Below are 19,468 nucleotides of genomic sequence, written 5' to 3'. Positions count from 1 at the left end.
TCTATCTCGACGGCAATTCGCTCGGCGCGCTGCCCCGGGCGGTCAAGGGGCGGGTGGCGGAAGTCGTTTCGATGCAATGGGGCCAAGGGCTGATCCGCAGCTGGAACACGCATGACTGGATCGACCTGCCGGCGCGGGTCGGCGAACGCATCGCCAGGCTGATCGGCGCCGCCCCCGGTACGGTGATGGTGGCCGACTCCACCTCGATCAACCTTTTCAAGGTGCTGGTGGCGGCACTGCGACTCAGGCCAGGGCGCAAGGTGATCCTGTCGGAGAAGCGGAATTTCCCGACCGACTCGTACATCGCGGCAGGAGTGGCCGAACTGCTCGGGGAGGGCCACGAGTTGCGGCTGGTCGAGGCCGATGAGATCGGGGGCGCGCTCACCGGCGAAGTCGCGGTGCTGATGCTGACCGAGGTGGACTACCGGAGCGGGGCGCGGCTCGACATGGCTGCGCTGACGGCGGCGGCGCACGCAGCGGGAGCGCTCACCATCTGGGATCTGGCCCATTCGGCCGGAGCGTTTCCGGTCGATCTCGGTGCCGCCGCTGCCGATTTCGCCGTGGGCTGCGGCTACAAGTATCTCAATGGCGGGCCGGGGGCGCCGGCCTTCGTCTATGCGGCGCCCGGGCACCTCGGGCGCCTGCGGCAGCCGCTGACAGGGTGGCTCGGCCATGCGGCGCCGTTCAGTTTTGCCGAGCGCTACGAACCCGCCGAGGGGATCGGTGCGATGCGGGTAGGGACGCCGCCGATCCTGTCGCTGGCGGCGCTCGATGCGGCGCTCGATGTGTTCGAAGGCGTCGATCTCGCGGCGCTCAAGGCGAGGGCCGATGCACTGTTCGAGCACTTCGTTCGGGAGGTCAGGCGCCTCGCGCCCGAACTGGAGCTCGCGACACCAACCGATCCGGCGCGCCGCGGCACGCAGGTGTCGCTGCGCCACCCCGAGGCTTACGCGGTGATGCAGGCGCTGATCGCGCGCGGGGTGATCGGCGACTTCCGCGAGCCCGACATCCTGCGCTTCGGGCTGACGCCGCTCTACCTCGACTTTGACGATGTGGGGCGGGCCGCCGCGATCCTGGGCGAGGTGATGCGAACCCAAGTCTGGGACCGGCCGGAGCACAAAGTGCGCTCCAAGGTCGTGTGAACCCTCGGCAGGCCCGAATCCGGGGCTTCCGCTAAAGCCTAAGTTAAGGCGTCCCCGCTAGTCTGCCCATCCGCCATCGCCCCGATGACGCGAGGTTCGCCCGTGACGGGTTTGCGCAAGGTCATTCGCCGCATCGCCCGGGTGCCGCTCCGCATGAGCTGGCTGCCCGCTGCGCTGACCTTCGCCGTGGTGCTGGCGATCGGCTGGTATGCGAGCTGGCAGAACCAGGTGCTCTACGACGGGCAGGCGCGCGCCGACGTGCTCAAGGAGGTGAGCGTTGTCAGGGCCCGGCTCGAAGGCCACATCAACGGCAATATCCAGCTGGTGCGCGGACTGGTGGCGACGCTGAGCACCGAGCCCGAAATGGACCAGCAACGCTTCGCACAGCTGGCGCAGAAACTCTTCGCCGAGAACTCGGAGTTGCGAAACATCGCCGCGGCGCCCGATTTCGTCGTCACCATGACCTATCCGCTCGCCGGCAACGAGAAGGCGATCGGGCTCGACTATCGCGCCAACAAGCCGCAGCACGACGCCGCGCTGCGGGCCCGCGACACCGGCCAGCTGGTGCTTGCCGGCCCGGTCGACCTGGTGCAGGGCGGGCAGGGGTTCATCGGACGTTTTCCGGTGTTCATCGACGAGGCGGGATCGCGGCGTTTCTGGGGCATTGTCTCGGCAGTGGTCGATACGGCGAGGCTCTATAGGGAGAGTGGGCTCGACGACCCCGGCCTCGGCATCGAGATCGCCATCGCCGGCCGCGACGGGCTGGGCAGCCAGGGAGCGCAGTTCTACGGGCGCCCCGCGGTATTCGCGCAAGAGCCGGTGACCGCCGACATCGCCTTGCCGGCGGGACAATGGGTTATCGCGGCTATCCCCAAGGGCGGCTGGGCCGGCACTCCCCCAAATGCCTGGGTGGTATGGACCGGGTTCCTCTCACTGGCGGGCCTCGCCGCGATCCCGATATTCTTCGCGGGCCGGCTGTTCGACGAGCGGCGGCGGAACCTCCTCGCGCTGAAAAGCCGCGAAATCGAGCTGCAGCGCCTGTCGCGCCGGCTCGGGCTGGCGCTCGATACGTCGGCGGTAGGGGTGTTCGAGTACGATCTCGAGACCGGGCGGCTGATCTGGGACGACCGGGTCAATGCCCTGTTCGGGCTGCCGCAGGATGGCGGCGCGCGCGGCTATGCGCACTGGCGCGACGCGATCCATCCCAACGATCTCGGCCGCGCCGAGGAGGAGTTTCGCGTCGCCACCGAAATCACCGGCCACTACCACTCGGACTATCGGATCGTGACCCCGCAGGGCCAGGTGCGCAACGTCAGGGCGATCGGCGCGGTCTACAAGGATGCCGGTTCGACCAACCGCATCGTGGGGGTGAACTGGGACGTTTCGGCCGACGTGGCGCTGAACGAGAGCCTGATGCGGGCCAACCGCCTTAGCGAGGCACGCAATGCGGAACTTGAGGCGGCAAAGGCCTCGATCGAGCACAACGCCATGCACGACTCGCTCACCGGGCTGCCCAACCGGCGCTATCTCGACAAGGTGCTGACGGAACGGACGGACGAAATGGCCGAGCACGGCGGCGCGCTGGCGCTGCTCCACATCGATCTCGACCGCTTCAAGCAGATCAACGACACGCTGGGGCACGCGGCGGGCGACGCGATGCTGATCCACGTCTCGGAAGTGCTGGTCGCCAACCTCAGGGCCGAGGACTTCGTGGCGCGGATCGGCGGCGACGAGTTCGTCGTGGTATCGGCGGCCGACAATGGCGAGCCGGGCCTCGCCAACCTCGCCGAGCGGATCATCGTCAAGATGCGGCAGCCGATCGACTACCAGGGCCACGAATGCCGCTGCGGGGTTTCGGTGGGCATTGCCAGCGATCGGGGGCCGCATGTCGATCCGGCGCGGCTGCTGGTCAATGCCGATATCGCGCTTTACCGGGCCAAAAGCCGCGGCCGCAACCGGCACGAGTTCTTCACCGAGGCGCTGCAGGCCGAGGTGGTGCGCACCAAGCGGGTCGCTGACGAGATCCTCCACGGCATCGAGAACCACCAGTTCGTGCCGCATTACCAGCCGCAGTTCGATGCGCACACCCTCGAAGTCGTGGGGGTGGAGGCGCTGGTGCGCTGGCAGCATCCGACGCTCGGCATTCTCGCCCCGGCAGCCTTCCTCGACGTCGCCGAAGAACTCAACGTGGTGTCGACCCTCGATCGGATCGTGCTCGAGCATGCGCTCGCCAGCTTCGAGGAGTGGGAGCGGCTCGGGCTCGGGGTGAAGAAGGTCGCGGTCAATGTTTCGGCCCGGCGGCTGCAGGACGAGCAGCTGATCAACACGCTCCGGCACCTCAATATCCGGCCGGGCACGGTGGCGTTCGAACTGGTCGAGTCAATCTTCCTCGACGAAACGGACGATGTGGTGCGCTGGAACACCGACCAGATCAAGGAACTCGGGATCGACATCGAGATCGACGATTTCGGCACCGGCTATGCCTCGATTGTCAGCCTGATGAAGCTCAAGCCCAAGCGGCTGAAGATCGACCGCCAGCTGGTCATGCCGATCGTCAGCTCGGAGGCACAGCGCAACCTTGTCGCCTCCATCGTCGATATCGGGCGCGCGCTCGGGATCGAGGTGGTGGGCGAAGGGGTCGAGACGCTCGAGCACGCGGCGATCCTGCGTGATCTCGGCTGCGCCGTGCTGCAGGGTTACGCGCTCTCGAGGCCGCTGGCTCCCGAGGCGTTGAAACTGTTCCTTGCCGGGCAGAGCGCGCGGCCGACGATCACGCGCACGCGTCGCTCGCCGGCCAGCTAGAACGGCTCAGAACAGCTCGGCTTCGCCGTGGACGCCGTGGCCGGCGCTGCCCGACAGGGTCGGCACGCGCAGTTCGTCGAGCACCAGGTTCGACCAGATTTCTTCGTAGACGGAGTCCGGCGTGTTGGGCGGCAGGAGGGCGAACTGGCGCACGGCGAGCGCCATGTTCTGGCAGCGCTGCTCGATGCGATCCTGACCCTGCAGGGCATTGACGATGATGCGGGCCGCTTCGCGGCGAGCCTCTTCGGGGGAGATTGTCCGGTCGGCGAGCAGTTCGAGGGCTTGCGTCACGCCTTCCACCATCCCGGCAGTCTGGCGCGCGGTTTCATCGAGCTCGCGGGCGAGCCTTTGGAGCGACATGTAGACCTAACCCCCGTAATACGCGTCCGACCCTAGCGCGGATTTCTAAAGCTCTCCTTGCCGAAGCAGGGCAAGTTGGGGTCGACACGAAGGGTTTGGTTAGCGCTTCACTAACGATTGGACGGTAACGATGACAACGTAAGCTTTCTGTCGGGTCGTATATTATTATGGTCTTGTCGAGTTCACTGCCGCCCGAGTTTGATCGAGGCGTGGTGACGACCGTACATCAGGGCGACTGCCTGGTTTCGAGCGAGGCCGACCTTACCTTCTCCACCGTGCTCGGCAGCTGCATTTCGGCATGCGTGCGGGACCGCACCGCCCATGTCGGCGGCATGAACCATTTCCTCCTCGCCGAACAGTCGGCCTCGGCCGCGGACCGCTACGGCGCCTCGGCGCGCTATGGCGCCTTCGCCATGGAGCAGCTGATCAACCAGGTGCTGACGCGCGGTTCGGGCAAGAAGGCCAATCTCGAGATAAAGGTGTTCGGGGGCGGCAAGATCAACGGCGCGCTCGACGATATAGGGGCCAAGAACATCGAGTTCGTGCGCGAGTTTCTCCTCAACGAAGGCTACGAGATGGCCAAGGAGGACCTGGGCGGCACCTATGCCCGCCGGGTGATGTTCAAGCCGCATTCGGGCCGCGCCTTCGTCAAGCGCCTCGACAACGCCGCCAATGCCTCGATCGCGAGGGAAGAACTGGCAGTCGCCGCACGCCGCCACAAGCTCATCACCAAGTCGGTGCTCGACGACATCGAACTGTTCTAGACCTTTGCCAAGTTCATTTTGTTGTCTCCCCGACGCTGGTGGAGACGGACAACCCGGGCCTCCTTACCAAGTCCTTACACCCCCCGGCGCCAGTATAGATTTGATTAACCATTCCGGTTTTAGGGTCGGAATGAGGGCCTGGGGAGGCCCGTCGGGGCTCAGTGATTCGTGCAGCGCTTCCGCGTAGCGCTCATTGCCAATCTTTGCTGGCTCGCAGCGGCCCTCGTGGCGGCGGGCGGCGTCATGTTGTTCGGCGCCGGAATCCCGGCCCTGGTGTTGGCAGGCCTTGCGGCGGTCGGGGCGACGACGGGCTCCCTGCTGTTGGCACAGCGCGCCGACCGGGCTTTTGCCGAGCGGCTGACGGCCATCGGGCAGGCGGTGGGCGTGCGCGCCGGCGAGGCGACGAGCCTCGAGGCGATCGTCAAGAGCCTCTGCACGCGGCTCGATCGGGCGCTCAATTTCAAGGCCGCCTTCGCCAGCCTCAGGCAGCCGGCGGCGCTTGTCGGCGCCGGTGGCGAGATTCTCGGGGCCAGCAACGGCCTGATGCTGGCCGAACCGGGTGCCGAGGAGGGCGGGCTGATTTCCGACGTGCTGGGCGGCGGCATGCTGCTCGAGGACATGGCGGAGGAGAGCATCGCCATTGTCGGCGACCGGCGCTACGTCGCCGAGCGACGCGAACTGGGGGGCGGACGCTCGATCATCGAGTTCACCCCGGCGGGCTATCATATCGCCGACGATGATTTCGACGCCTTCGTCACGGCGCTCGGCAACGGCCGCACCGGCTTCCGCTTCGACGACTGGGGCACGCAGCATTCGCCGGCGCTGAAGGCGCTGGGTGGGGCGCTGGAGCAGCTCGATCGCGGCGTGAAGGCGATTGGGCAGCTGCTGCGCGGTGAGGAAGTCGACGCGCTTCTGCTGATGGGCGCAGGCGGTCTCGCTCCGGAGGTACGGAAGTTCAGCGAAGAACTGGGCGCGATCCTCAACGAGCGCGACGAGGCAGTGGCGGCGAGGGAGCAGCTCGAGGCAAAGATGGAGGCGATCCTGCGCGCCATCGACCGCTATCGGGCGAGCGTCACCAGCCTTGCCGAGCTTGCCGACCAGAGCCGGGTTGGGCTCAACGTCGCGTCGGAGGCGATCGCCAAGGGCCGGGCGAAGACCCAGTCGGTCCGGGCGCTCGAGCGGCAGGCGGTGGCGCTGGCGACCGATGCGGCGCTGGCCGTGCAGCGCACTAGCGCTTCAGTGGGCGGAGTGGAACACACCACGGCCGAGATCGACCGCATGATCGGCAGCATCGAGGATGTGAGTTTCCGCACCAACCTGCTGGCGCTCAACGCCGCCGTCGAAGCGGCGCGGGCGGGTGAGAAGGGCGCGGGTTTCGCGGTGGTTGCCGCTGAGGTAAGGACCCTCGCGCAGGCGACGCAGAAGGCGGCGCGCGAGATCAAGTCCCTGGTCGGTACCTCGCGGCGCGAGGCAACCGCCTCCGTCGCGGAGGCCGCATCGCTTAAAAAGATTCTCGCCGGCCTCGGTGGGCATTTAGAGAATCTAAGCAATGAGACGGACATGATCGCCGGTGCACTGGATGAAGGCAGCGGCGCCATCGCCCGGCTCGATGGCAGCGTTGCTGCGGTCGGGTCAGAGGCGGCAAAAGCCCTGCAACTTCCGGCGCGCAGACGTCAGGCCTAGAACGGGCCGACAGGGGGCGCATATGGATCAGGGCGAATTTGCCCTCAGTGACCGCGAGTTCAGCCGGGTCAAGGCGCGTGTCTACAAGGAAGCGGGGATCTCGCTGTCGGAGGCCAAGCGCACGCTGGTGGTCTCGCGGCTGGGCAAGATCCTGCGCGCCCTGCGGCTCGGCTCGTTCGATGCCTATCTCGATTATCTCGAGCAGCACGGATCGCCCGCCGACGCGCAGGATTTCGTCAACGCGCTGACCACCAACCTGACGCGCTTCTGGCGTGAGGATCACCATTTCACCCATCTCGAGGGCTATATCGGCCAGCTGATGGAGAAGCGCCCGCGGCAGGGCGCCAATGGACGACCGAAGCTGCGGATCTGGTCGGCCGGCTGCTCGACCGGGCAGGAACCCTATACGATCGCGCTCGGCCTCCTGGCGGCATTCCCGAATTTGAAGCACTGGGATTTCCGCATCCTCGCCACCGACATCGACACCAATGTCGTCGCCAAGGCGGCTGCCGGGATCTATCCGGAGGCCGAGCTCAACGGACTGTCGCGGGAGCGGGCCGCACTGTTCGAGCCGGCGGGGGCAGGGCAGGTGCGCATACCGGCCGCGGCACGGGAGGTGGTGTCGTTCAAGCCGCTCAACCTGATGCACAATCCCTGGCCGATGCGCGGGGCCTTCGATGCGGTGTTCTGCCGCAACGTCGCAATCTATTTCGACAAGAAGACGCAAGGCGAGTTGTTCGGGCGACTGGGCAGCATCCTCGTTCCGGACGGGTTCCTCTACTTCGGGCACTCGGAAAACCTCGGCGCCGGCGGCGCGGACTTCCGGCTGGTCGGCAAGACCATCTACCAGGCACGCGCACAGCAGAAGGCGAGGGACGCAGCATGAGCATAAAGGTGCTGGTCGTCGACGACTCCGCCCTCATCCGCGAGGTGCTGAGCCGCACGCTGGGCAAGGACGGCGACATTACCGTCGTAGGGGTGGCGGAGGACCCGATCGAAGCGCGCAGCAAGGTCAAGGACCTTAACCCGGACGTGGTTACCCTCGATATCGAGATGCCCAACATGAACGGGCTGCAGTTCCTCGACAAGCTGATGCGGCTCCATCCGCTGCCGGTGGTGATGGTCTCGACGTTGACCACCAAGGGCGCCAGCGAGACGCTACTGGCGCTCGAACTGGGTGCGGTGGATTTCGTCGCCAAGCCCAACGCAACGCTGTCGGGCGGGCTCGATGCGTTCGGCGAGAACCTGCGCCAGAAGGTGCGGGCGGCTGCCCACTCCGACGTCAAGGGGCGCGCCATGATGGCGCCGGTGGCCAAGGTGCCGGTGCGCACCGCGGCGGCGCCGAGCGGGGCTCTGATCGCCATCGGCGCGTCGACCGGCGGGGTCGAAGCGATCCGCGTGGTGCTTAGCCAGATGCCAACCGATTGTCCGCCGATCGTCATCGCCCAGCACATGCCGGCGGGGTTCACCAGCCGCTTTGCCGGCCGGCTGAATGAACTGACTGAATTGACCGTAGTCGAGGCCGAGGACCGGCTGCCGCTGCTCGCGGGCCACGCCTACGTGGCGCGCGGTGATCATCATCTGCGCGTCGAGCGCAGTTCCGGTCAGCTCAAGTGCCGGGTGACGCAGGACGAGCTCGCCTCAGGGCACCGGCCGAGCGTCGACGTGCTGTTCGAATCGGCGGCGAAGACCGTCGGGCCGCTGGCCGTTGGCGCGATCCTCACCGGCATGGGCCGGGACGGGGCGCGCGGGCTGAAGCTGATGCGCGACGCGGGCGCCTATACGGTGGGCCAGAGCCAGGGGTCGGCGCTGGTCTACGGCATGCCGCGGGTGGCGTTCGAGGAGGGCGCGGTGATCGAGCAGGCGCCGGTCGAAAGCATCGCGGCGCGGCTCGCCGCCGCCCTGACGCGGCTCAAATCCGCAGCATAACGCGGGCCCGGATTGAAGGTTTGGTAACGGAATATGCCTAGGGTTTTTGGATACGCGACCCGTGCGTTTCTCGGGCGGCTAGAAGGCGTAGCGTAACAATGCCGAAGGCAAGTGCAGTCAGCGTGATGATTGTCGATGACCAGCAGTCCATGCGGGGCATCTGCAAATACATTCTCACCCAGCTGGGATTCACCAACATCGTCGAAGCCAAGTCGGGGCGCGATGCGCTCGGCAAGCTCGAAAAGAGCAATGTCGACCTGATTATTTCCGACTGGAACATGGACGACATCGACGGGTTGACGCTGCTGCGCGTCATCCGCAAGCACCCCAAGACGCAGGCCATGCCGTTCATCATGGCGACCGGCCGCTCGGACAAGGAGCAGGTGAAGGAGGCGATCTCCTCAGGCGTCAACAACTACATCATCAAGCCGTTCGACGCTTCAACCATGAAGAAGCGCATTGAAGCAGTGATCGGCGTCTTGTCCTAGCAGTAGGGAACGGCGTGCTCGCAGTCGAGGCCGCCTCCGGGCGGCCTTTGTTATTGGCGGCGCATGTAATCGACTACACGCCCGCAAATGCTGGGTCCGCGACGCACCGTTCCGTAAGAAGAAATTAATCGGCAGTGCCTAGTCTCCGCGCAGTCGTGCACGGGCCTTGGGGGGACGAGGTCGGCGTGAACGGCGGGCGCCGGAGTTTTCCGGCCCGCCTTCGGCGTTCCTGCCGCCCCCTTCGATAGGCCGTCACTCGAGGGGGGAGAGTTAGCGCATGGGTTGGCTTCCGAAGTTCAAGATCGCGCAGAAACTGCCATTGGCCATGGTGGGGTCCGCGCTGCTGGTCAGCGCCGGCGTCGGGATCGCCAGCTACCTGATCGGCTCGTCGATCGTGGGCGACATGAGCGCACGGCAGATGCAGACCGTGGCGTCGAGCCATGCGGACGAATTCGTGGCCTACCTCAAGACCATCGAAGCCGATCTGGTCAGCACCGCGGCCAACGATAGTGCCGTGACGGCGGTGCGCGACTTCGGGTTCGCCTGGAAGAACCTCCCCAAGGGCACCCCTCCGCTCGATCCGGTGGTAACCCTGCGCGACAGCTTCATCACCAACAACCCCCATCCGGCCGGGCAGCGGCAGTTGCTCGACGTCCTGCAGTCGGGCCGGACGAACTACGACACGACCCACGACAAGGTGCAGGCGACGTTCCGCCGGCAGCTGGAAATGCACGGCTACCTCGATGTCTATATGTTCGACACCCTGGGCAACCTCGTCTATTCGGTGATGAAGAACGACGATTTTGCCCTCAATTTTGCCGAGGGAAGCGAGCTCGCCGATACCGGCCTCGGCCGGGCGTTCCGCAAAGCTCTGGCGCTGACCGAGCGCGGGCAGGTGGCCTATGAGGATGCATCTGTCTATCCGATCAGCGGATTGCCGGCGAGCTTCATCGCAACGCCGGTGATCGACCAGCGCGGCAAGCTGATGGGCGTGATGGCCATCCAGATGCCGATCGCGCCGATCAACCGGATGCTGCAGGACAACACCAATCTTGGCCAGACCGGCGAAAGCTTCTTCGTCGGGGCCGACAAGCTGCTGCGCTCGGACTCGGTGTTCTCCGAGGGCGACGACACGCTGACCACGACCTATGACAACCCGATCGTCGATGCGGCGCTTGCAGGCACCACCGGCAGCGGCACGAGCACGGACTATCGCGGAACGCGCATGATCGCGACGGCGACGCCGGTATCGTTCAACGGCGCCAACTGGGCGATGGTCACCACCATCAGCGAAAATGAGGCGTTCGCGCCGATCGCACAGCTGCGCAACACCATGCTGCTGATCGGCGCCGGGCTCCTCGCGGCGGCGGCTCTCGCCGGCTTTGCCTTCTCGCGCAGTATCACCAAGCCGATCAGCCGGCTGACCGACACGATGGGCGCGCTGGCCGAGGGCAACCTCGAAATCGAGGTGAAGGGCGCCGGGCGCAGCGACGAAATCGGCGACATGGCCAAGGCCGTGCAGGTGTTCAAGGAGAACGCCCTCAAAGTCACCGAGATGACCGAGGGCGAGCGGACCGCCTCGGTGCAGCGCCGGGTCGAGCGCACGCAGATGATGCAGGAGCTGCAGAAGGCATTCGGCGAAGTGGTTGATGCGGCAATCGCCGGCGACTTCTCGAAACGCGTCGAAGCCGAGTTCCCTGATACCGAGCTCAATGCGCTGGCGCGCAGCGTCAACGAACTGGTCGAAACCGTCGATCGCGGTATCGGCGAGACCGGCGAAGTGCTGGCAGCGCTCGCCCATACCGATCTGACGCAGCGCGTGCAGGGCGACTACCAGGGCGCGTTCCTGAGGCTCAAGACCGACACCAATGCCGTTGCCGAAAAGCTCGGCGAGATCGTCATGGGGCTGAAGCAGACCTCGCGTTCGCTGAAGACCGCGACTTCGGAAATCCTCTCCGGCGCCAACGACCTCTCAGAACGCACCACCAAGCAGGCGGCGACGATCGAGGAGACCTCGGCGGCGATGGAGCAGCTGTCGGGCACCGTGCTCGCCAATGCCGAGCGGGCCAAGGACGCCTCGCAGGTGGCCGCCACCGTCACCCGTACCGCCGAGGATGGCGGCCAGGTGATGCACCAGGCGACCGAGGCGATGGAGCGGATAACCCACTCGTCGGGCAAGATTTCCAACATCATCGGCATGATCGACGACATCGCCTTCCAGACCAACCTCCTCGCCCTAAATGCCTCGGTGGAAGCGGCGCGGGCCGGCGATGCCGGCAAGGGCTTTGCAGTCGTCGCCGTCGAAGTGCGGCGGCTAGCGCAGTCGGCTGCGGGCGCTTCGTCCGAGGTCAAGGTGCTGATCGAGCAATCGGGCAGCGAAGTGAAGGGCGGCTCGAAGCTTGTCGCCGAGGCAGCAGCCAAGCTCGAGGCGATGCTGGTCGCGGCGCGCTCGTCGAACGAGCTGATGGATTCGATCGCGCGGGCCAGCCAGGAGCAGGCCTCGGCCATCGAGGAGGTCAACGCGGCTGTCCGGACCATGGACGAGATGACCCAGCACAACGCCGCGCTGGTCGAGGAAACCAATGCAGCGATCGAACAGACCGAGGCGCAGGCCGCCGAACTGGACCGCATCGTCGACGTGTTCCACATCGGCGAAGAAGCAGCCCCGGTCCGGGCCGCGGCGCCGAGCAAGGGCATCAAGGCGCTGCAGGAGCGGGTCCGCACTGCGGCCAGGTCTTATCTCAGCCACGGCAACGCCGCGGTCGACAAGGACTGGTCGGAGTTCTAGCCGGGCGAGAGAACCCGCCTCATCGAAGTCCAGGAAGGACCAGCATGCAAAAGCCGCACCGAATCATCGCCGCCATCGCCATCGCAGCCCTGCCGCTCGTCGGTGGGCTGTACCTCGGATGGCAAACGACCGGCGAGATCGATGCGGCGTGGCGCGAAGCCGAAGGGGTGCGCTATGCCGGGCTGGTCCTGCCGGAGCTGGTGAGCCTCGCCAAGGACGGAGCGCTCCCGGCCACCGGCAATGCGGCCCTGTCCAAGGCAGCAGCGGCAAACGACGCCAGCTTCGGCACCGGTGCGATGTCGCGGGCCTATGAGGCGCTGAAGGCCGAGCTCGAGGCCGGCGCGTTTCCCGGTGCAGCTCGCAATGCCGCCGCCATGCTGGTGGCGCGTATCCATGAAGCATCGGGGCTCGCCGCCGAAGCTGTCGACGGCGCCGCCCAGCTCACGGCGGTACCGGAAGCTGCCAATGCGGCGCCGCTGTCGCCGGCACTGATGAACGCGGCACGCTACGCCGTGACCGTGACGCCGGACGAGATCAAGCGGCTCGGGGAGGTGCTGGCGGAGTTTCGCGCCGCGACGGCCGATGCCGGAACGACGGCGGAGGGAGCGGCCTATGCCGCTGCCGCCACTGCGCTGGCCGACAACGTAGCCGCGGGTATCGCTGTGCTCCCCGATGCCAAGGCCCGTACCGGTTACGACTGGGCGGGGCTCGATGCCGCGCATGACGCCTTCCAGGACGCGGCGCTGTCGCTCGGCCGAGTGGCCGAAGTCCAGATGCGCTCGGTGCTGCAGGCGCGGATCGCCGATGCCGGGTCGCGTATGGTCTGGATCGGGGGCGTGAGCCTCGTCGTGGCGCTGCTGTTCGGCCTGGCGGCGTTCGTCGGGCTGGGTCGGCTGGTTCAACCGGCGGTCAAGGAAGCCTCCCGGGCCAAGACCTCTGCGCACGCCAGGGGCGGGCTCAAGCTCACCACGGCTATCTCGGTAATGGTGTTCCTCGCAGTCACCGTCGCCATCGCGGCGGTGCTGTTCGCGGTGTGGACGATGCTTGGCGCCAATACGCGCGAGACGGCCGACCAGCGGCTCGCGGCGGACCTCCGCATCGCCGCTGCGATCCTCGAGGTGAACCTGCCGAGCTCCGAGATCTTCTGGAGTGAGGACGGCCAGCTTCAAAAGATCGAAGCCAAGGCGATGCCGAAGTTCCGCAACCACGACCTGATCGACACGATCGGGCGGGTGACCGGCGACACGGCGACGCTGTTCGTGTTCGATCCGACGACCGGGGATTTCACCGGCAAGTCAACCACCCTGCTCGACGACAAGGGCGAGCGCCTCCTCGAGACGCCACTGGCGCGCGACGGCGCAGCCTACAAGACGGTGATCGCCGGCGGCGCCTACCAGGGCGAAGCCAATGTGCTGGGCGTCCCCTACTATGCGATCTACCGGCCGATACAGAACCTCGACAACGAGGTAATCGGGCTGGTCTATGTCGGCATCCACAAAGCCGAGATCGACGCCGCGGCAACCGACGGGCTGAAGCTGCTCGGCCTCGTGGGCGCGGTGGCGGTGCTGGTGATCGGCACCCTGTCGGTCTTGGCGGTATCTCGGCTGATGCGGCCGGTGCCCCGCCTGTCGACAAGCATGCGGCTCGTCGCCGAGGGCAATCTCGAGAGCGCCATTCCGTTCACCGGACTGAGGAACGAAATCGGCGAGATGGCGCGTAATGTCGAGGTATTCCGCGCCAACGCCTTGAAGGTGCAGGAGATGACCGAGGACGAGCGGCTGGCGCTGGCGCAGCGCCGGGCCGACCGGGCTGAGATGATGCAGTCGCTGCAGCAAAGCTTCGGCGAGGTGGTGGAAGCGGCGACGGCCGGCGATTTCTCCTGCCGCATCGAGACGCAATTCGCGGACGGTGAACTCAACCAACTGGCGGCCAGCGTCAACACGCTGGTCGGGACGGTCGAGCGGATCATCGCGGACACCGGCGCCGCCCTCGCAGCCCTGGCCGACACCGACCTCACCCACCGGATCGAGGGCAGCTACGACGGCGCGCTCGGGCAACTGCGTGATGACGCCAACGAGGTGGCCGAGAAGCTCAGCCAGGTCGTCACGGCACTGAAGCAGACTTCACGGTCGCTGAAGACGGCGACGGGCGAGATCCTCTCGGGCGCCAACGATCTCTCGGAGCGCACCACGCGGCAGGCCGCGACAATCGAGGAAACCAGCGCCGCGATGATGCAACTCGCCGAGACGGTCCGCGCCAATGCGGAGAAGGCCGAGGATGCGCGCCACGTCGCCGAGGAGGTGAGCCGCACCGCCGAAGCGGGCGGCATGGTGATGCAGCAGGCCAATCTGGCGATGGAGCGGATCACCGCCTCGTCGGGAAAGATATCCAACATCATCGGGCTGATCGACGACATCGCGTTCCAGACCAACCTCCTCGCACTCAACGCCTCGGTCGAGGCGGCGCGGGCCGGCGAGGCGGGCAAGGGGTTCGCGGTCGTCGCGGTGGAAGTGCGGCGGCTGGCGCAGTCGGCGGCGCAGGCGTCGAGCGAGGTCAAGGTGCTGATCGAGCAGTCCGGCACCGAGGTCAAAGGCGGCACGAGGCTCGTCGCCGAGGCGGCGGAAAAGCTCGATGCCATGCTCGCCTCGGCGCGGCGCTCCAACGCGCTGATGGCGGCGATCGCCGACGACAGCCGGCAGCAGGCCGGCTCGATCGACGAGGTCAACGCTGCGGTGCGCCAGCTCGACGAGATGACGCAGCACAACGCCGCGCTGGTCGAGGAGATCAACGCCGCGATCGAACAAACCGAGTCGCAGGCTGGGGAAGTCGACGGCATTGCTGAGATCTTCACCGTCGATACCGGCCCATCGTGGCGGCAAGCGGCTGCCTGATCGGGCACGACCACGATTGGGCGGAATTCTGAACTCCCCGGGACAAACCCTGACACGCCTTGTCCGGTGAACTGTGCGAGATCCTCCCCTCACCTCAATAGGGAAGGGTTTTCGCTATGACCCCGACACTCGGACTCGTCACCTTTCGCCTCGCGCATGGCAGCGGGCAGCAGTTCGTCGACGCCAATGCGGCGATCAGCGACTGGCTGAAGCGCCAGCCCGGCTTCGTCGCCCGCCATCTCGCCGAGCGCGACGACGGCAGCTTCATCGACATCGTGTTCTGGCAGACGCATGAATCGGCACTGGCGGCGAGCGCCAAAATCATGGAAGAGATGGCCCAGAGCGAGGCCATGACCATGATCGATCCCATGGGCCTCGAGATGAGCCATGGCAATATCCGACTCTCGGTCGACTGAAATGGTCGCCGACCTCCTGCAAATCGTCCGCTCGTTCCCGCAGCCGGTAGCGGATCTCGCCAGCACGCTGGCGCTGACCATCCTTTCGGTCCGCCCCGACCTCGAGGGCAAGGCCCGGCTGGGCTGGGGCTCGGTCAACTACCGGCACCCCAAAGCGGGCTTCGTCTGCGCCATCTTCCCGATGGAGGATCATGCCTCGCTAGTGTTCGAGCACGGCCGGCAACTCAGCTCGCCGCTGCTGGAAGGCGACGGCAAGCAGGTGCGCTACATACGCTTCGAGCCCGGCGCAAAAATCCCCGAAGACGAGATCGCCATCCTCCTCGCCGAGGCCATTGCACTCAAAGCCTGAGCCGTGCAGAAACGGGTCTTCCCCTCCAGGAGGCACCTCGCATGGCGCGGATCGGGCTTGTGGCGCATGACGACAAGAAGGACGAGTTGGTCGCCTGGGCGAAGCTGAACGGCGAGAAGCTGGCGCGGCATGACCTCTGGGGCACCGGGACGAGCGGCGGGCGCGTCACCGAGGGCACGGGGCTGAAAGTCACGCGCCTGCTCAGCGGGCCGCTCGGCGGCGATGCGCAACTGGGCGCGATGATCGCCGAAGGCCGGCTCGATGCGCTGATCTTCTTCCAGGATCCGCTGACCGCCATGCCCCACGATGTCGACATCAAATCGCTGACCCGGCTGGCGACGCTCTACAACATTCTTTTCGCCCCGAACCACAAGACCGCCGACGCCGTGCTCGCCGCGCTTTGACCATCTGGTCAAAACCCGCGCGAACCTATATTCACCGCCCCCAATCGAAACGCGGTGCTTGGTTGACCGGGGTTTGTGCATATGCGCAGATGACCGCAAAACCGGCTCAGGCCGCGTAGAAAAGCAGATCATCAGGACGGGGGCGGGGTGTCCTTCGACGCAGTCATCGACGTTGAGAACGTCAGCAAGCGCTTTGGCGGCTTGCGCGCGGTGAACAATTGTTCGCTCCGGGTCGAGCGCGGCTCGATCACCGGGCTGATCGGGCCGAACGGCGCCGGTAAATCGACGCTGTTCAACCTCGTCGCCGGCAATATCGCGCCCGACAGCGGCAGGGTCGTCTTCGACGAGCAGGATGTGACGGGGCTGAAGCCGCACCAGCTGTTCCATCGCGGCATGCTGCGCACCTTCCAGATCGCGCACGAATTCTCCAACATGACGGCGCTCGAGAACCTGATGATGGTGCCCCCCGGGCAGGCGGGCGAGAGCCTTGTCGGGACCTGGCTGGCTCCCGGTGCGGTCAAGTCCAACGAGCGGGCGGTGCGGCAGAAGGCTCTGGACGTCATCGATTTCCTGAAGCTCGGGCATGTCAGGTACGAGCTCGCCGGAAACCTCTCGGGCGGACAGAAGAAGCTGCTGGAACTGGGCCGCACCATGATGGTCGACGCCAAGGTCGTGCTGCTCGACGAGGTGGCGGCCGGCGTCAACCGCACGCTGCTGCAGGACCTCGCGGCAAATATCGAGCGCATGAACCAGGAGCTCGGCTATACCTTCTTCGTCATCGAGCACGACATGGATCTGATCGGCCGGCTCTGCGACCCGGTGATCGTCATGGCCCAGGGCGAGAAGATCGCCGAGGGGCCGATGAGCGAGATCCGCGCCAATCCGGAGATCATCGAAGCCTATTTCGGCGCTCCGGTGGGGACCGTCTGATGGCGCTTCTGGAGATCAAGGACGTGGTCGGCGGCTATGGCGGCGCACCGATCCTGCACGGCGTCAACCTCGCCATCGAGCAATCGGATATCGGTGTCATCGTCGGGCCGAACGGGGCCGGCAAGTCGACGACGCTCAAAGCGATCTTCGGGCTGCTCCGGGTCACCGAAGGTTCGATCAGCTTCGAAGGCGAGGAAATCCAGAACTCGCTGCCCGACCGGCTGGTGCCGCGAGGGCTGAGCTTCGTGCCCCAGGAAAAGAACGTCTTCACCTCGCTGACCGTCGAGGAGAATCTCGAGATGGGCGCCTTCACCCGCACCGACGATTTCCGCGACACGATGAACTGGGTCTACGACATGTTCCCGGTGCTGCGCGAAAAGCGCCGGCAGCCGGCGGGCGAGCTATCGGGCGGGCAGCGCCAGATGGTCGCTATGGGCCGGGCCCTGATGAGCAAGCCGAAACTGCTGCTGCTCGATGAGCCGTCTGCCGGCCTCAGTCCGCGCTATGTGCTCGAGATCTTCGAACAGATCGTCAAGGTCAACAAGGCGGGTGTCGCGGTCCTGATGGTGGAGCAGAATGCGCGGCAGGCGCTGGCCTTTGCCTCACGCGGGTTCGTCCTCGCCATCGGCAAGAACCGCTTCACCGGCACGGGCCAGGAGCTCATCGCCGATCCCGAAGTCGCCAAGAGCTTCTTGGGGGGCTGAGGGGCAAATGAACGAACTGATCTTCTTTTTCAACAATGTCATCGTGGCCGGCGTGGTGCTGGGCTCGATCTATGCCGTCGGCGCCATCGGCGTGACGCTGATCTTCGGCATCCTCAGGTTCGCGCATTTCGCCCATGGCGACATGATGACCATGGGAGCCTTCATCGCCTTCCTCCTCGCCATCGCGGCAACGGCGCTCGGCATCACCACGCCGGTCGTTCCCACGGGGTTCCTCGTACTGCCGATCGCCATGGTTATCGCGGCGGTGATCGCGCTCGGCCTCGACAAGGGGTTTTACGCGCCGCTGCGCAAGCGCGGGGCGCGCCCGGTGACCATGCTGATCGCCTCGATCGGCGTGACGCTGATCATCCAGGGCATCATCCGGCTGTTCTTCGGGTCGGGCACCTACTCGTTCTTCGAGACCGAGCAGAAGCAGCTGATCCGCATTCCGGTGCCGCTCGAAGGGGCCACCCGCACGATCAACTTCACCCAGCCGCAGCTACTGATGGTGCTATGCACCGCGGTTGCAGTGCTGGCCCTGCATTTCTTCCTCACCCGCTCGCGGCTGGGCAAGGCCATGCGGGCCATGGCCGACAATGCCGACCTCGCGCAGGTCTCGGGGATCAACACCAAGCTGGTGGTGCGGGTCACCTGGATCATCGCCGGTTCGCTCGCCGCGATGGCCGGCACGATGTTGGCGCTCGACGTCAATCTCAAGCCGGACCTCGCCTTCAACATCGTGCTGCCGATCTTCGCGGCGGCGATCGTCGGCGGGCTCGGACAATCCTACGGCGCGATCGCCGGCGGTTTCCTCATCGGCTTTGCCGAAACCATGGCGATCTTCAACTGGTCGGTGCTGCTGAGGCCCCTGGCCGGGGTGATTCCGTTCGAGATTCCGGCGACGCTAGCGATCGTTCCGACCGAGTACAAGCTCACCGTGGCCTTCGTGATCCTCGTCGTGGTGCTGCTGTGGCGTCCCACGGGCATCTTCAAGGGAGCCTCGACATGATGATCGCCCGTCGCTCCCTCATTCTGTTCGCAGGGCTGTTCGTCCTCTTCGCCGTGATCGGCTGGTTCCTCGGCACCGCCAATATCTCGCTGCTCTTGGTGCAGAGCTTCGCCTATGCGCTGATCGCGCTCGGGCTGAACATCCAGTGGGGCTATGGCGGGCTGTTCAACTTCGGCATCATGGGCATGCTGATGGTGGGCGGCGCGGCCGTGACCTTCATATCGTTCCCGATGAACGACGTGTTCTGGGCGTCCGAAGGCCCGATGATGCTGGGCAAGGCGCTGCTGGCGTTTCTCGCCGGATTCCTCTTGGTGTGGGGCGCGCGGCATGCCGATCGCATCGGCATCAAGGGGCGATGGAAGACCGTGCTCATCATCCTTGCGTGGATCGTCGCCTATTGCGTCTATCGCAGCCAGATAGATCCCGCCGCGGCCTATATCGAGGACAAGGCGAATGGCGGCTGGATAGGTGGGCTGGGACTGCATCCGATCCTCGGCTGGCTGTTCGGCGGCGTCCTCGCGGCGGGCGTCGCCTATATCGTGGGCAAGATCTGCCTCGGGCTCAGGACCGATTATCTCGCCATCGCCACCATCGGCATCTCGGAAATCATCCGGGCGCTGCTCAAGAACATGGACTGGCTGACGCGCGGTACGCTCACCGTGTCGCCGATCCCGTGGCCGACGCCGATCCCGCAGGATCTGCAAGCTCAGGGCATGCCGATCGCCGAATCGTTCATCTATGCGCGGCTGGGTTTCCTGGCGCTGGTCGTCGTCATCCTCGCCGTCGCCTTCTTCCTCGTGCAGCGCGCT

16 protein-coding genes and 1 pseudogene are annotated in these 19,468 nt (G+C 65.9%); 16 read left to right on the top strand and 1 reads right to left on the bottom strand.

What is annotated here, in order from left to right; translation table 11 throughout:
* Together kynU and JWQ89_RS18885 are read left to right on the top strand one after the other, a co-directional pair.
* Positions 1-1,142 (top strand): kynureninase (gene kynU / locus JWQ89_RS18890; protein WP_299643538.1); only part of this gene is annotated, 1,142 nt, incomplete at its 5' end.
* Between the two features lie 153 nt (positions 1,143-1,295).
* Positions 1,296-3,944, top strand: a complete 2,649-nt coding sequence (locus JWQ89_RS18885) for an EAL domain-containing protein (RefSeq protein ID WP_299643542.1) — start codon at positions 1,296-1,298, stop codon at positions 3,942-3,944.
* A 6-nt stretch (positions 3,945-3,950) separates the two neighbouring features.
* Here JWQ89_RS18885 and JWQ89_RS18880 read toward each other — a convergent pair whose 3' ends face one another.
* Entirely contained in the window at positions 3,951-4,304 is a 354-nt protein-coding gene (locus JWQ89_RS18880; protein ID WP_299643536.1) for a hypothetical protein, read from the bottom strand.
* Positions 4,305-4,516: 212 nt separating this feature from the next.
* Between JWQ89_RS18880 and JWQ89_RS18875 the strand changes: the two genes are divergently transcribed.
* From JWQ89_RS18875 to JWQ89_RS18810, 14 genes and pseudogenes are all read left to right on the top strand, one after another.
* The gene (locus JWQ89_RS18875) at positions 4,517-5,068 is read left to right on the top strand and encodes a hypothetical protein (RefSeq protein WP_299643534.1); all 552 of its coding nucleotides are present in this window, start codon (positions 4,517-4,519) and stop codon (positions 5,066-5,068) included.
* 168 nt (positions 5,069-5,236) lie between these two features.
* Positions 5,237-6,751 (top strand): methyl-accepting chemotaxis protein, encoded by a 1,515-nt coding sequence (locus tag JWQ89_RS18870; protein ID WP_299643533.1) that lies wholly within the window; start codon positions 5,237-5,239, stop codon positions 6,749-6,751.
* A 22-nt stretch (positions 6,752-6,773) separates the two neighbouring features.
* Entirely contained in the window at positions 6,774-7,637 is an 864-nt protein-coding gene (locus JWQ89_RS18865) for a CheR family methyltransferase (protein WP_299643530.1), read from the top strand.
* On the top strand, positions 7,634-8,680 hold the full coding sequence (locus JWQ89_RS18860; protein ID WP_299643528.1) for a chemotaxis response regulator protein-glutamate methylesterase: 1,047 nt from the start codon (positions 7,634-7,636) through the stop codon (positions 8,678-8,680). The genes JWQ89_RS18865 and JWQ89_RS18860 overlap by 4 nt, the downstream gene beginning before the upstream one ends.
* Before the next feature lie 125 nt (positions 8,681-8,805).
* Positions 8,806-9,168: a response regulator gene (locus tag JWQ89_RS18855; RefSeq protein WP_299643541.1), complete on the top strand. Its 363-nt coding sequence runs from the start codon at positions 8,806-8,808 to the stop codon at positions 9,166-9,168.
* Between the two features lie 277 nt (positions 9,169-9,445).
* Positions 9,446-11,956 carry a methyl-accepting chemotaxis protein gene (locus tag JWQ89_RS18850; RefSeq protein ID WP_299643526.1) on the top strand — a complete coding sequence of 837 codons (2,511 nt, stop codon included), beginning with the start codon at positions 9,446-9,448 and terminating at the stop codon, positions 11,954-11,956.
* A gap of 44 nt (positions 11,957-12,000) precedes the next feature.
* Complete coding sequence (locus JWQ89_RS18845; RefSeq protein WP_299643524.1) at positions 12,001-14,847, top strand: methyl-accepting chemotaxis protein; 2,847 nt, start codon at positions 12,001-12,003, stop codon at positions 14,845-14,847.
* A 116-nt stretch (positions 14,848-14,963) separates the two neighbouring features.
* Positions 14,964-15,263, top strand: coding sequence for a hypothetical protein (locus JWQ89_RS18840; protein WP_299643522.1), 300 nt, complete (start codon positions 14,964-14,966; stop codon positions 15,261-15,263).
* On the top strand, positions 15,235-15,612 hold the full coding sequence (locus tag JWQ89_RS18835) for a DUF1801 domain-containing protein (RefSeq protein ID WP_299643519.1): 378 nt from the start codon (positions 15,235-15,237) through the stop codon (positions 15,610-15,612). The genes JWQ89_RS18840 and JWQ89_RS18835 overlap by 29 nt, the downstream gene beginning before the upstream one ends.
* Positions 15,613-15,653: 41 nt before the next feature.
* Positions 15,654-16,016, top strand: a complete 363-nt coding sequence (locus tag JWQ89_RS18830) for a methylglyoxal synthase (RefSeq protein WP_299643517.1) — start codon at positions 15,654-15,656, stop codon at positions 16,014-16,016.
* A 147-nt stretch (positions 16,017-16,163) separates the two neighbouring features.
* On the top strand, positions 16,164-16,946 hold the full coding sequence (locus JWQ89_RS18825; protein ID WP_299643514.1) for an ABC transporter ATP-binding protein: 783 nt from the start codon (positions 16,164-16,166) through the stop codon (positions 16,944-16,946).
* Positions 16,946-17,650, top strand: a complete 705-nt coding sequence (locus JWQ89_RS18820; RefSeq protein ID WP_299643511.1) for an ABC transporter ATP-binding protein — start codon at positions 16,946-16,948, stop codon at positions 17,648-17,650. Before JWQ89_RS18825 ends, JWQ89_RS18820 begins: the two co-directional genes overlap by 1 nt.
* Before the next feature lie 7 nt (positions 17,651-17,657).
* Positions 17,658-18,659 (top strand): branched-chain amino acid ABC transporter permease, encoded by a 1,002-nt coding sequence (locus JWQ89_RS18815; protein WP_299643508.1) that lies wholly within the window; start codon positions 17,658-17,660, stop codon positions 18,657-18,659.
* Positions 18,656-19,468 (top strand): annotated as a pseudogene (locus JWQ89_RS18810) (branched-chain amino acid ABC transporter permease); the annotation flags it as partial. The gene JWQ89_RS18815 and the pseudogene JWQ89_RS18810, both read left to right, overlap by 4 nt.

This window comes from Devosia sp. (genome assembly GCF_028290645.1).
GTDB lineage: Bacteria > Pseudomonadota > Alphaproteobacteria > Rhizobiales > Devosiaceae > Devosia_A.
Note: the sequence above shows the minus strand (reverse complement) of the source record. Positions and strands in the feature narration are given on the sequence as shown.